The organism is Streptomyces sp. NPDC002784 (assembly GCF_053592135.1).
Genome location: NZ_JBSFVD010000015.1, coordinates 21,430 through 34,176, shown reverse-complemented (window position 1 = coordinate 34,176; position 12,747 = coordinate 21,430). Strand labels below are relative to the sequence as shown.

Here is a 12,747-nt window from a genome sequence, read left to right as displayed (position 1 = left end):
CGCCTTCCATCGAGTGGGTTTACGGGCCGTGATGTGCTGTCGCCTTGGCCCGTGCCGTAATCTCGAAGCCTGGAGCCCGCTGCTGACGGGACCGGACCTTGATCCACGACTTGGGGTTGCACAGCAGATGACTGCGATTTCTCTCGGCATGCCGTCCGTTCCGACCAGGGTTGCCGAGCGCCGGAAGAGCCGGCAGATCCAGGTGGGCACGGTCGCGGTGGGCGGCGACGCCCCGGTCTCCGTCCAGTCGATGACGACGACCCGTACGTCCGACATCGGCGCGACCCTCCAGCAGATCGCCGAGCTGACGGCGTCCGGCTGCCAGATCGTGCGGGTCGCCTGCCCCACGCAGGACGACGCGGACGCCCTCGCGACCATCGCCCGCAAGTCGCAGATCCCGGTGATCGCGGACATCCACTTCCAGCCCAAGTACGTCTTCGCGGCCATCGAGGCCGGCTGCGCCGCGGTCCGGGTGAACCCCGGCAACATCAAGCAGTTCGACGACAAGGTCAAGGAGATCGCCAAGGCGGCGAAGGACCACGGCACGCCGATCCGCATCGGCGTGAACGCGGGCTCGCTGGACCGGCGACTGCTCCAGAAGTACGGCAAGGCGACGCCCGAGGCGCTCGTGGAGTCGGCCCTGTGGGAGGCGTCGCTCTTCGAGGAGCACGACTTCCGCGACATCAAGATCTCGGTGAAGCACAACGACCCGGTCGTCATGATCGAGGCGTACAAGCAGCTCGCCGCCCAGTGCGACTACCCGCTGCACCTCGGTGTGACGGAGGCGGGCCCCGCCTTCCAGGGCACGATCAAGTCGGCGGTCGCCTTCGGCGCGCTGCTCTCCCAGGGCATCGGCGACACGATCCGCGTCTCCCTCTCGGCGCCCCCCGCCGAGGAGGTCAAGGTCGGCATCCAGATCCTGGAGTCCCTGAACCTCAAGCAGCGCGGCCTGGAGATCGTCTCCTGCCCGTCCTGCGGCCGTGCCCAGGTGGACGTCTACAAGCTGGCGGAGGAAGTCACCGCGGGCCTGACCGGCATGGAGGTCCCCCTCCGCGTCGCGGTCATGGGCTGCGTCGTGAACGGCCCCGGCGAGGCCCGCGAGGCCGACCTCGGTGTCGCCTCCGGCAACGGCAAGGGCCAGATCTTCGTCAAGGGCGAGGTCATCAAGACGGTGCCGGAGTCCAAGATCGTGGAGACCCTGATCGAGGAGGCCATGAAGCTGGCCGAGCAGATGCAGGACGCGGGCATCGAATCGGGCGAGCCGTCGGTCTCGGTGGCGGGCTGAGCCCTCGTGGCCGGCTGACCCCCGGTGCCGGGCTGAGCGGCACCCCCGCGGCGGCACCCCCCGCGAGCAGCACCTCGACCGGTCTCACTCCGGCAGGGCGGCACTCCACATCCCCGCCAGGTACAGTGCGGAGATCAGCTGTCTTTAGTGTGAGGCCCCGCAGTTGCTGACCCAGACCACCTCCCGGGTCCTCGAACCGAGCGACCTGGACGCAGCGCTCGCCGTCCTGGACCGCGAGCCCGTGACGAACGCCTTCGTCACGTCCCGGGTCCAGGTCGCCGGCCTGGACCCCTGGCGCCTCGGCGGCGAGATGTGGGGCTGGTACGAGGACGGCATGCTGACGTCCCTCTGCTACGCGGGCGCCAACCTCGTCCCCATCTGCGCCACCCCCCGAGCCGTCCGCGCCTTCGCCGACCGGGCCCGCCGGGCGGGCCGCCGCTGCTCCTCCATCGTGGGCCCGGCCGAACCCACCGCCCAGCTCTGGCGCCTGCTGGAACCGAACTGGGGCCCGGCCCGGGACGTCCGCGCCCGCCAGCCCCTCATGGTCACCGACCGCATGCCGCAGACCATCGCCCCCGACCCGCGCGTCCGCCGGATCCGCAAGGACGAGATGGACACGATCATGCCGGCGTGCGTGGCGATGTTCACCGAAGAGGTCGGCGTCTCCCCGATGGCCGGCGACGGCGGCCTGCTGTACCAGGCCCGGGTGGCCGAACTGGTCGGCTCCGGCCGCTCGTTCGCCCGCCTCGACGAACACGGCCGGGTCGTCTTCAAGGCGGAGATCGGCGCCGCGACCGACCGCGCCTGCCAGATCCAGGGCGTCTGGGTGGCCCCCGAATACCGGGGCCAGGGCCTGGCGGCCCCCGCCATGGCGGCCGTACTGCGCTACGCCCTCGCGGACGTGGCCCCGGTGGTGAGCCTCTACGTCAACGACTTCAACACCGCGGCCAGAAGGACGTACCGACGGGTCGGCTTCGAAGAGGTCGGCGCCTTCATGAGCGTCCTCTTTTAGCTCCCTGTACCCTCCCCGCATGGACCTCGTCATCGGCCCCCTGGATCTGCCGGCCCACGTGGACGAGGCCCTGGCCGTCCAAGCCGTCGCCTTCGGGCTCAGCCCCGACGAGGTGGTCGTACGCCGTCAGATCGTCCTGCGTCACATGGCCTACCCCGGCGCCCGCGCCCTCGGCGCCACCGCGGACGGACGGCTCGTCGGATTCGTCTACGGCATGCCGAACGACCGCACCCACTGGTGGTCCACGGTCGTGGAGCCGTACCTCCGCGGCCGGGGCAACGACGACTGGCTCGACGACTCCTTCGTCATCACCGAGCTGCACGTCCACCCGGCGTACCAGAACCGCGGACTGGGCCGCGCCCTGATCACCGCCCTCACCGACGGCGCCGCCGAACCCCGCTCGATCCTCTCCGCGATCGACACCGACAGCCCGGCCCGCGGCCTCTACCACTCCCTCGGCTACCAGGACCTCGCCCGGCAGGTCCTCTTCCCCAGCGCCCCGAGGCCGTACGCCGTGATGGGGGCCACGCTGCCGCTGCGCAGGCGATAGCGGGCCCCGACCGATTTCCACCGCCCCGTACCGCCCGGCTAACCTCCTGCCATAACCCTCACGCAGCAGGAGTACACGAACCATGGCGAACGCACCGGTCCAGCGCATGTCCCAGTTGATGGCGAAGACGCTGCGCGACGACCCGGCGGACGCCGAGGTCCTCAGCCACAAGCTGCTCGTCCGGGCCGGCTACGTCCGCCGCACGGCGGCCGGCATCTGGTCCTGGCTGCCGCTCGGCAAGCGGGTCCTGGCCAATGTGGAGCGCGTCGTCCGTGAGGAGATGGACGCGATCGGCGCCCAGGAAGTGCTGCTGCCCGCCCTGCTGCCGCGTGAGCCGTACGACGCGACGGGCCGCTGGGACGAGTACGGCCAGGAGCTGTTCCGCCTCAAGGACCGCAAGGGCGGCGACTACCTGCTCGGCCCGACCCACGAGGAGATCTTCACCCTGCTGGTGAAGGACCAGGCGTCCTCGTACAAGGACCTGCCGGTCATCCTCTACCAGATCCAGCACAAGTACCGCGACGAGGCCCGCCCGCGGGCGGGCATCCTGCGCGGCCGTGAGTTCCTGATGAAGGACTCCTACTCCTTCGACCTCGACGACGAGGGCCTGGCCCGGTCCTACGCCCTGCACCGCCAGGCCTACCAGCGCGTCTTCGAGCGCCTCGGCCTGGACTACCGCATCTGCGCCGCCACCGCGGGCGCGATGGGCGGCTCCAGGTCCGAGGAGTTCCTCGCCCCCGCCGAGGCCGGCGAGGACACCTTCGCCGACTGCCCGAACTGCGACTTCGCGGCGAACACCGAGGCGATCACGTACGCGCTGCAGCCGGTGGACGCCGACGGCGTGGCCGCGCTGGAGGAGATCCCGACCCCGGACACCCCCACCATCGAGACCCTCGCCGCCCACCTCGGCGTCCCGGCCTCCGCGACCCTGAAGAACCTCCTGGTGAAGGTCGACGGCGAGATCGTGGCCGTCGGTGTCCCCGGTGACCGTGAGGTCGACCTGGACAAGGTCGAGGCGCACTTCGCCCCGGCGACGGTCGAGATGGTCACCGAGGAGGACTTCGCGGGCCGCCCCGACCTGGTGCGCGGTTACGTCGGTCCGCAGGGCCTGGGCGAGAAGGTCACCTACCTCGCCGACCCGCGCGTGGCCTCCGGCACCTCCTGGATCACGGGTGCCAACAAGGAGGGCACGCACGCGAAGAACGTCGTCGCGGGACGGGACTTCGAGGTCGCCGAGTACGTCGACGTCGTGGTCGTCCAGGAGGGCGACCCGTGCCCGAACTGCGGCACCGGCCTCACGCTGGACCGCGCCATCGAGATCGGCCACATCTTCCAGCTCGGCCGCAAGTACGCCGACGCCCTCAAGCTCGACGTCCTCGGCCAGCAGGGCAAGCCGGTCCGCGTCACCATGGGCTCCTACGGCATCGGCGTCTCCCGCGCGGTCGCGGCGCTCGCCGAGCAGACCGCCGACGACAAGGGCCTGTGCTGGCCCGCCGAGATCGCCCCGGCCGACGTCCATGTGGTCGCCGCCGGCAAGGCCCTGCAGACCGAACTCGCCCTCGACGTCTCCGAGAAGCTGGCGGCGAAGGGCCTGCGGGTGCTGTGCGACGACCGCGCCGGGGTGTCCCCGGGCGTGAAGTTCACCGACTCCGAGCTGATCGGCGTCCCCAAGATCCTGGTGGCCGGACGCCGCGCGGCCGAGGGCGTACTCGAACTCAAGGACCGCCGCACCGGCGAACGCGAGGAACTGACCCTCGAGGAAGCCCTCACCCACCTGACGGCGTAACCCCTCCGGGGGAGGGCGGCCAAAAGCCGGCCCGAGCAGCCCCCCAGACCCAAAAGAGGGCCCGCTGCCCGGGCACGGGGGGCGGGCCCTTCCGGCGTGAGAGCCGGCGGGGAAGCAGACGGTCGGGGAGACCGTGCGTGCCCGACCGCGTAGGTCAACCTCTGGGGCCGCGGGGATGTCCTGTGCCGTGGGGGCGGGCATTCCCGGCGTCCGAGGTCGCGGGGGAGTAGTCGCCCGAGAGCCCATCGCGCGCCCGGCCGGGGGCCCTCCAGATCCGGCGGGGATGCGGGGTGCCTGTGGCCGTCGGGCGAGGGTTCCCGGAGTCGGCGGTGGCGGAGTCGGTCGGGGAGGCCGGCGCGGGCTCGGCCGTGTCGGTCCTCCCGGGGCCGCGAGGGCGCCCGTTTCCAGTGCGGCGGGTGCTTGCCGCGTGGGGGAGGTCAGAGCCAGGCCGCGAACTCCAGTAGCAGCTCGGCGTCCTGGGGGCGGCCCACTCGCAGGGCGCGTACGCCGGACTCCACGGCCCGGAAGAGGGTCCAGCCGCGGAGTCGATCCTGGTCCACGTCCAGGGACTCGGCCAGCCGCTTGATGCGGCGGCGCGTCGTGGCCGCCCCAGACGGCGTGGCGATCAGGTCCTCCACCCGGTCCCGCACCAGCCGGGCCAGATCGAACGCGCACTCACCCACCACGGGATCCGGCCCCACGGCCAGCCACGGCGTCCGTTCCCCCGCCAGCACCTTGCTCTGCCGGAACGTCCCGTGCAAAAGCCGGTGCTCGGGCGGCGCCGCCAGCAGCTCCTCCCGAGCGGAGAGCGCCGCGTCCACCAGCACCGCCGCTCCCGTGTCACCGGCGGAGCCGAGCCGCATCGCCTCGGCCTGCCGCCCCGTCCGCTCGGCGACGGTCTCGAAGACATGGTCCCCGGGCGGCTCCACCCACAGCCGGCGCAGCGTCCCCGCCGCCTCCAGCAGCGCCTTCGCCTCCGGCAACGACCGCACCGACACATCCGGATGCAGCCGCTCCAGCACCAGCACCCCCTCCGTGCGGAAGGGCTCCAGCAGCTGTACGGCGCCCCGGCCGCCCCAGTGCGCCAGCGCCGCGCGCTCGCTCTCGGGCCGGGCCCGTGGCGGGGCCAGCTTCAGCACGGCCGGCGTACCGTCCGCCCGCCGCACCAGCACGACCAGGCTGCTGCGCCCGCCGGGCACCTGCACCCGCTCCACGGTCAACTCGCGTAGCGCCACGGCCTGTTGCGCCGCCTCGGGCAGCTTCTCCAGCCAGCCGTCGGCGTCCGGTGCCGTCTCACCGAGCGCCCTGACCAGACGCCGCGGCGGTTCGAAAGCCATACGCGAGAGTTTCCTTCCAGTTCACGTCACGCCGTGGGCGTCGCCGATGCCGAGCCGGTGGCCGCCCGCTCGGCGAGCCCAGGGAAGGCTACGCTCTCGCCGCGCCAGCGCACCGCCCGCACCGCCGCCTCCCGCAGCGCCTCGGCGGCCGTACGCCGCCGCTCACCGGTGGCCGCCCGCACCAGATCCGAGTAGACCCCGGCCACCCGGTCCTCCACCTCGGCGGCGAGCCGGGCCGCCGCGGCGGAGTCGGACACCGCGAACGGCAGGGCGTACCCGGGCTCCGCGGCGACCGGCTCCCCGCCCAGGTCCAGCACCTCACGCACCAGGACGTCCCGGCGCGCCCGGTGGGCGTCGTAGGCCCCCCGGGCCTCGGCGCGGCGCTCCTCCCGGATCCGCCCCCCGACGACGCCGTACCCGTACACCGCCGCGTGCTCGGCGGCCAGCGCCGCCTGCAGCGCGGTCAGTTCCCCGGCCTTGGCCTTGCTCACGCCGCACCCTCCGTCAGCAGATACACATGCGCCGCCCCGGAAGCCGCCACCGAGGCCAGCAGCCGGGCGAGCTCCCCGGGCAGCGCCGACAGCGCCCCGATCCTGCGGTCCGACAGCGTCCGCTCGGCGGCGGCGAGTTCCGCGAGCGCGCCCTTCTCGTCGGAGGGCGCCACCGGCGCGGTCGCCGACGCGGACGGGGTCCCCGGCCCGGCCGCCGCCGTACCGCCGAACGCCTCCGCGTGCCGGAGCACCTCCGCGCGCAGCGGCCGCAGCCGGCCCGCCAGAGCCGGATGGGCGGCGATCACCGCGTCGTAGCGGTCCACCAGCTCCGCGCTGTCCCGGGCCGCACGCGCGCGTGCGCGGTCCGCGGCCGACGGGCTGCCGGCCGTGCCGTCGGTGTCCGAACCGGGTGAACAGCCCCCCAGCACGGCGGCACCGGCGGCCGCGGCGAGCAGGCTCCTTCTGCGCGGCCCCGAGGGCAGGCGCGGCGGCGGGGGAAACGGCACGGCAGACGTCCTCGGTGCTCGTACGGAGTGGAGGGCGGCACGCCCGTGATCACGGTACCCGTGGACATGTCCGGGACCACCCACCGGCACCCGTCCGCCACCCGATGGACGGCAACACACCCCGCGACCCGATACCCTTTGACCAGACACGCGACCCATCCCACAACAGCACACGCGGCCGAGGAGTCACCCGGATGAGCACCACCCAGAGCGAGAGGCTGCGAGAACTCCTGGAACCCCTCGTCAGCTCCCAGGGCCTCGATCTCGAAGAGATCGCAGTGGACTCCGTCGGGCGCAAGCGGGTGCTGCGCGTGGTCGTCGACTCGGACACCGGTGCCGATCTGGACCGGATCGCCGATGTGAGCCGTGCGCTCTCGGCGAAGCTCGACGAGACCAATGCGATGGGTGACGGCGCGTACGACCTCGAAGTGGGCACCCCCGGTGCGGAGCGCGAGCTCACCGAGCACCGGCACTATGTGCGCGCCGTCGACCGGCTGGTGAGATTCCAGCTCACCGAGGGCGGGGAACTGGTCGCGCGGATCCTGACCGTGGACGAGGACGGCGTGGATCTGGAAGTACCCGGTGTGAAGGGCCGCAAGGCCACGACCCGCAGGCTCGCCTTCGGCGACATCGCCAAGGCCCGCGTCCAGGTCGAGTTCAGCCGCAAGGACAAGAAGGACATGAAGGAAGAGGAGGAGGCGTAGCCGTGGACATCGACATGAGCGCCCTGCGGGGCTTGGTTCGGGAGAAGGAGATCTCCTTCGACCTGTTGGTGGAGGCGATCGAGTCGGCCCTCCTCATCGCCTATCACCGCACCGAGGGAAGCCACCGCCACGCGCGCGTGAAGCTCGACCGGGAGTCCGGGCACGTGGTCGTGTGGGCGAAGGAGGATCCCGAGGACCTCGAGGAGGGCCAGGAGCCCCGGGAGTTCGACGACACCCCGTCCGACTTCGGCCGTATCGCCGCCACCACCGCCAAGCAGGTCATCCTGCAGCGGCTGCGCGACGCCGAGGACGACGCCACGCTCGGCGAGTACGCGGGGCGTGAGGGCGACATCGTCACCGGAGTGGTCCAGCAGGGCCGCGACCCGAAGAACGTGCTCGTGGACATCGGCAAGCTGGAGGCCATCCTGCCGGTGCAGGAGCAGGTGCCCGGCGAGACCTACCCGCACGGCATGCGGCTGCGCAGTTACGTCGTACGGGTGGCCAAGGGCGTCCGCGGCCCCTCCGTGACCCTCTCGCGCACCCACCCGAACCTGGTGAAGAAGCTCTTCGCCCTGGAGGTGCCGGAGATCGCCGACGGCTCCGTCGAGATCGCCGCGATCGCCCGCGAGGCCGGACACCGCACGAAGATCGCCGTCCGGTCCACCCGCTCCGGGCTGAACGCCAAGGGCGCCTGCATCGGCCCCATGGGCGGCCGTGTGCGCAATGTCATGGGCGAGCTGAACGGCGAGAAGATCGACATCGTCGACTGGTCGGACGACCCGGCCGAGATGGTGGCGAACGCGCTCTCGCCGGCCCGGGTCTCCAAGGTGGAGGTCGTGGACATGGCGGCCCGGTCCGCGCGCGTGACCGTGCCCGACTACCAGCTGTCACTGGCGATCGGCAAGGAAGGGCAGAATGCCCGGCTCGCGGCCCGTCTGACCGGCTGGCGCATCGACATCCGCCCCGACACCGAGCAGCCCGGGGAATAGAACCCGGCCGCGGGTGGCTGAGATCACGACAACAACCGTTCGATTCTTGCCCCAAAGGGGTGAGGTCGGTGCGGGGAGGTAGACTTAACAGTGTCTGGCCGGACGCAAGCTCCAGCATGCCCCGAGCGCACCTGCGTGGGGTGCCGGGAGCGAGCGGCCAAGAGAGACTTGCTGCGCATCGTGGCGATCGAGGACGAGTGCGTCCCCGATCATCGCGGTACGCTGCCCGGCCGGGGTGCGTACGTGCACCCCGCCCTGGTCTGTCTCGACCTGGCGGTACGCCGTCGGGCGTTCCCACGGGCGTTGCGCGCCCCGGGACCGCTCGACACCAAGGCGTTGCGCCTCTACGTCGAGCAGGCAACACCGTAAGAAGCGTCGTGCGGAACCCCCGCGCGGCCCAGGTACCCCGCGAGTTGGAAGTAGGTCGAGATTGCGATGAGCACTCGATGAGCACGCGATGAGTACGCCCATGAAGTAGCGACGGTCCGGCCGCAACCCGGACCTAAAAGGAGCGAAGTGGCTAAGGTCCGGGTATACGAACTCGCCAAGGAGTTCGGAGTGGAGAGCAAGGTCGTCATGGCCAAGCTCCAAGAACTCGGTGAATTTGTTCGTTCGGCTTCCTCGACGATCGAGGCGCCCGTCGTACGCAAGCTGACTGATGCCCTCCAGCAGGGCAGCGGCGGCGGCAAGTCCGCCCCCGCACGCAAGGCTGCACCGGCCAGGCCGGCAGCCCCCTCTCCCGCGCAGGCCGCCCGTCCGGCTGCCCCGCGCCCGCCGGCCCCCAAGCCGGCCGCCGCCGAGCAGCCCGCGGCTCCCGCCGCGCCGGCCGCTCCCGGCCCCCGTCCGGGCCCGAAGCCCGCGCCGCGTCCGGCGCCGGCGTCCCCGGCTCCGACCACGCCCGAGTTCACGGCACCGCCGTCGGCTCCCGCCGCGCCGGCCGCCTCCCAGGGCAGCCAGGCTCCGAGCCAGGCTCCGAGCCAGGGTCAGGGCTCCGGCCCGCGTCCGGGCGCCCCGCGTCCGGCCGGCCAGGCCCCGCGTCCGGGCTCCCGTCCGGCCGGTCCCGGCCAGGGCCGCGGTGACCGTGGCGACCGTCCCGGCGCCCCGCGTCCGGGTGGTCAGGCCCCGCGTCCCGGTGCCCGTCCGGCCGGTCCCCGTCCGGGCAACAACCCCTTCACCTCCGGTGGCTCCACCGGCATGGCGCGCCCCCAGGCGCCCCGTCCGGGTGGTGCCCCGCGTCCCGGCGGCCAGGGTGGTCCCGGTGCTCCCGGCGGCGCTCCGCGTCCGCAGGGTCAGGGCCAGGGCGGTCCCCGTCCCCAGGGTGCTGCCGGCGGTCCCCGTCCGCAGGGTCCGGGCGGCGCGCGTCCCACCCCGGGCGGCATGCCCCGTCCGCAGGGCGGCGCCCCGCGTCCCGGCGGCGGTCCCCGTCCGAACCCCGGCATGATGCCGCAGCGTCCCGCCGCGGGCCCGCGTCCCGGTGGCGGTGGCCCCGGTGGCCGCGGTCCCGGTGGCGGCGGTCGTCCCGGTGGCGGTGGCGGCGGTCGTCCCGGTGGCGGCGGCGGCTTCGCCGGTCGTCCCGCTGGTCCCGGTGGTGGCGGTGGCGGCTTCGCCGGTCGTCCCGGTGGTCCCGGTGGCGGTGGCGGCGGCTTCGCCGGCCGTCCGGGTGGTCCCGGTGGCGGTGGCGGCGGTCGTCCCGGCTTCGGTGGTCGTCCCGGTGGTCCCGGTGGCCGTGGTGGCACGCAGGGCGCCTTCGGTCGTCCCGGCGGTCCCGCGCGTCGCGGTCGCAAGTCGAAGCGGCAGAGGCGCCAGGAGTACGAGGCCATGCAGGCCCCGTCGGTCGGCGGTGTGATGCTGCCTCGCGGCAACGGCGAGACCGTTCGCCTGTCGCGCGGTGCGTCGCTCACCGACTTCGCGGAGAAGATCAACGCCAACCCGGCGTCGCTCGTCGCGGTCATGATGAACCTCGGCGAGATGGTCACGGCCACGCAGTCCGTCTCCGACGAGACGCTCCAGCTCCTCGCCGACGAGATGAACTACACGGTTCAGATCGTCAGCCCGGAGGAGGAGGACCGCGAGCTGCTCGAGTCCTTCGACATCGAGTTCGGCGAGGACGAGGGCGACGAGGAGGACCTGGTGGTCCGCCCGCCGGTCGTCACCGTCATGGGTCACGTCGACCACGGAAAGACCCGACTGCTCGACGCCATCCGCAAGACGAACGTCATCGCGGGCGAGGCCGGCGGCATCACCCAGCACATCGGTGCCTACCAGGTCGCGACCGAGGTCAACGACGAAGAGCGCAAGATCACCTTCATCGACACCCCGGGTCACGAGGCGTTCACCGCCATGCGTGCCCGTGGTGCCCGGTCGACGGACATCGCGATCCTCGTCGTCGCGGCCAACGACGGCGTCATGCCGCAGACGGTCGAGGCGCTCAACCACGCCAAGGCGGCCGAGGTGCCGATCGTGGTCGCGGTGAACAAGATCGACGTCGAGGGCGCCGACCCGACCAAGGTGCGCGGTCAGCTCACCGAGTACGGGCTGGTGGCCGAGGAGTACGGCGGCGACACCATGTTCGTCGACATCTCCGCCAAGCAGGGTCTGCACATCGACTCCCTGCTGGAGGCCGTGATCCTCACCGCCGATGCCTCACTCGACCTGCGGGCCAACCCGCACCAGGACGCGCAGGGCATCTCGATCGAGTCCCGACTCGACCGCGGCCGCGGTGCCGTGTCGACGGTCCTCGTCCAGCGCGGCACGCTGCGGGTCGGCGACACCATGGTGGTCGGCGACGCGTACGGCCGAGTCCGGGCGATGCACGACGACAACGGCAACAGCGTGGCCGAGGCCGGCCCGTCGACGCCGGTCCAGGTCCTGGGCCTGACCAACGTCCCGGGTGCGGGCGACAACTTCCTGGTGGTGGACGAGGACCGTACGGCCCGTCAGATCGCCGAGAAGCGCGCCGCCCGTGAGCGCAACGCCGCGTTCGCCAAGCGCACGCGCCGCGTCTCCCTCGAGGACCTGGACAAGGTGCTCAAGGCCGGCGAGATCCAGCAGCTCAACCTCATCATCAAGGGTGACGCTTCTGGTTCCGTCGAGGCGCTGGAGTCCTCGCTGCTCCAGCTGGACGTCGGCGAAGAGGTCGACATCCGCGTCCTGCACCGCGGTGTCGGTGCGGTCACGGAGTCGGACATCGACCTGGCGATGGGCTCGGACGCCATCGTGATCGGCTTCAACGTCCGTGCGGCCGGCCGCGCGGCGCAGATGGCCGAACGCGAGGGCGTGGACGTCCGCTACTACTCGGTCATCTACCAGGCGATCGAGGAGATCGAGGCGGCCCTCAAGGGCATGCTCAAGCCGGAGTACGAAGAGGTCGAGCTCGGTACGGCGGAGATCCGCGAGGTCTTCAAGTCGTCCAAGCTGGGCAACATCGCCGGTGTCCTCATCCGCTCGGGCGAGGTCAAGCGCAACACCAAGGCGCGCCTCATCCGCGACGGCAAGGTGGTCGCGGAGAGCCTCAACATCGAGGGTCTGCGTCGCTTCAAGGACGACGTCACCGAGATCCGCGAAGGGTTCGAGGGCGGTATCAACCTCGGCAACTTCAACGACATCAAGGTCGACGACGTCATCGCGACGTACGAGATGCGCGAGAAGCCGCGCGCGTGACCTGACACGCGACCGGGGCCGGTCGGCGGAAGTTATTTCCGTCGATCGGCCCCGGCCGTTGCGTGTACGGTTCCCGTATCGGCGTCGATGCGTGGCGCCCGTACCCCGAACCGGCGGGACATCCGGATCGCACATGTATGTGGGGACTCTCTCCTTCGACCTGCTTCTCGGCGACGTTCGCTCGCTGAAGGAGAAACGCTCACTCGTCCGTCCGATCGTGGCCGAACTCCAGCGCAAGTACGCGGTGAGCGCGGCCGAGACGGGCAACCAGGACCTTCATCGACGGGCCGAGATCGGGCTCGCGATGGTCTCCGGGGACACGGGACACCTCTCCGACGTCCTGGACCGCTGCGAGCGGCTGGTCGCCGGACGGCCCGAGGTGGAACTGCTCTCGGTTCGACGCAGGCTCCACAGCGACGAAGACTGA

12 protein-coding genes are annotated in these 12,747 nt (G+C 71.9%); 9 read left to right on the top strand and 3 right to left on the bottom strand.

The features are described from left to right. Positions 1-127: 127 nt before the first annotated feature. From ispG to ACWD1Z_RS24115, 4 genes are all read left to right on the top strand, one after another. Positions 128-1,285 (top strand): flavodoxin-dependent (E)-4-hydroxy-3-methylbut-2-enyl-diphosphate synthase, encoded by a 1,158-nt coding sequence (ispG, locus tag ACWD1Z_RS24130; protein WP_250074464.1) that lies wholly within the window; start codon positions 128-130, stop codon positions 1,283-1,285. A gap of 163 nt (positions 1,286-1,448) precedes the next feature. Continuing rightward, complete coding sequence (locus ACWD1Z_RS24125; RefSeq protein ID WP_451121679.1) at positions 1,449-2,297, top strand: GNAT family N-acetyltransferase; 849 nt, start codon at positions 1,449-1,451, stop codon at positions 2,295-2,297. A gap of 19 nt (positions 2,298-2,316) precedes the next feature. Then, positions 2,317-2,847, top strand: a complete 531-nt coding sequence (locus tag ACWD1Z_RS24120; RefSeq protein ID WP_451121677.1) for a GNAT family N-acetyltransferase — start codon at positions 2,317-2,319, stop codon at positions 2,845-2,847. An 82-nt stretch (positions 2,848-2,929) separates the two neighbouring features. After that, complete coding sequence (locus ACWD1Z_RS24115; RefSeq protein WP_451121675.1) at positions 2,930-4,633, top strand: proline--tRNA ligase; 1,704 nt, start codon at positions 2,930-2,932, stop codon at positions 4,631-4,633. 437 nt (positions 4,634-5,070) lie between these two features. Here ACWD1Z_RS24115 and ACWD1Z_RS24110 read toward each other — a convergent pair whose 3' ends face one another. The 3 genes from ACWD1Z_RS24110 to ACWD1Z_RS24100 are packed head-to-tail and all read right to left on the bottom strand — an operon-like array spanning position 5,071 to position 6,967. Further along, positions 5,071-5,970 (bottom strand): aminoglycoside phosphotransferase family protein, encoded by a 900-nt coding sequence (locus tag ACWD1Z_RS24110; RefSeq protein WP_451121673.1) that lies wholly within the window; start codon positions 5,968-5,970, stop codon positions 5,071-5,073. A 26-nt stretch (positions 5,971-5,996) separates the two neighbouring features. Further along, the gene (locus ACWD1Z_RS24105; RefSeq protein ID WP_451121671.1) at positions 5,997-6,461 is read right to left on the bottom strand and encodes a ferritin-like domain-containing protein; all 465 of its coding nucleotides are present in this window, start codon (positions 6,459-6,461) and stop codon (positions 5,997-5,999) included. Next, entirely contained in the window at positions 6,458-6,967 is a 510-nt protein-coding gene (locus ACWD1Z_RS24100) for a hypothetical protein (protein WP_451121669.1), read from the bottom strand. The genes ACWD1Z_RS24105 and ACWD1Z_RS24100 overlap by 4 nt, the downstream gene beginning before the upstream one ends. Positions 6,968-7,161: 194 nt before the next feature. Between ACWD1Z_RS24100 and rimP the strand changes: the two genes are divergently transcribed. From rimP to ACWD1Z_RS24075, 5 genes are all read left to right on the top strand, one after another. Further along, complete coding sequence (gene rimP, locus ACWD1Z_RS24095) at positions 7,162-7,671, top strand: ribosome maturation factor RimP (protein WP_451121667.1); 510 nt, start codon at positions 7,162-7,164, stop codon at positions 7,669-7,671. Positions 7,672-7,673: 2 nt separating this feature from the next. After that, a complete protein-coding gene (nusA, locus tag ACWD1Z_RS24090) occupies positions 7,674-8,660 on the top strand; it encodes a transcription termination factor NusA (RefSeq protein WP_015657494.1) in 987 nt (328 codons plus the stop codon). Between the two features lie 90 nt (positions 8,661-8,750). Then, entirely contained in the window at positions 8,751-9,029 is a 279-nt protein-coding gene (locus tag ACWD1Z_RS24085) for a YlxR family protein (protein WP_389414675.1), read from the top strand. A 147-nt stretch (positions 9,030-9,176) separates the two neighbouring features. Then, positions 9,177-12,320: a translation initiation factor IF-2 gene (gene infB / locus ACWD1Z_RS24080; protein WP_451121664.1), complete on the top strand. Its 3,144-nt coding sequence runs from the start codon at positions 9,177-9,179 to the stop codon at positions 12,318-12,320. Between the two features lie 133 nt (positions 12,321-12,453). Then, the gene (locus ACWD1Z_RS24075; RefSeq protein ID WP_250074448.1) at positions 12,454-12,747 is read left to right on the top strand and encodes a DUF503 domain-containing protein; all 294 of its coding nucleotides are present in this window, start codon (positions 12,454-12,456) and stop codon (positions 12,745-12,747) included.

Excerpts from the sequence above, each read along its gene's own strand:
- ACWD1Z_RS24120 (WP_451121677.1), top strand. The coding sequence starts at position 2,317 with ATGGACCTCGTCATCGGCCCCCTGGATCTGCCGGCCCACGTGGACGAG.
- rimP (WP_451121667.1), top strand. The coding sequence starts at position 7,162 with ATGAGCACCACCCAGAGCGAGAGGCTGCGAGAACTCCTGGAACCCCTC.
- ACWD1Z_RS24115 (WP_451121675.1), top strand. The coding sequence starts at position 2,930 with ATGGCGAACGCACCGGTCCAGCGCATGTCCCAGTTGATGGCGAAGACG.
- ACWD1Z_RS24075 (WP_250074448.1), top strand. The coding sequence starts at position 12,454 with ATGTATGTGGGGACTCTCTCCTTCGACCTGCTTCTCGGCGACGTTCGC.
- ispG (WP_250074464.1), top strand. The coding sequence starts at position 128 with ATGACTGCGATTTCTCTCGGCATGCCGTCCGTTCCGACCAGGGTTGCC.
- ACWD1Z_RS24110 (WP_451121673.1), bottom strand. The coding sequence starts at position 5,970 with ATGGCTTTCGAACCGCCGCGGCGTCTGGTCAGGGCGCTCGGTGAGACG.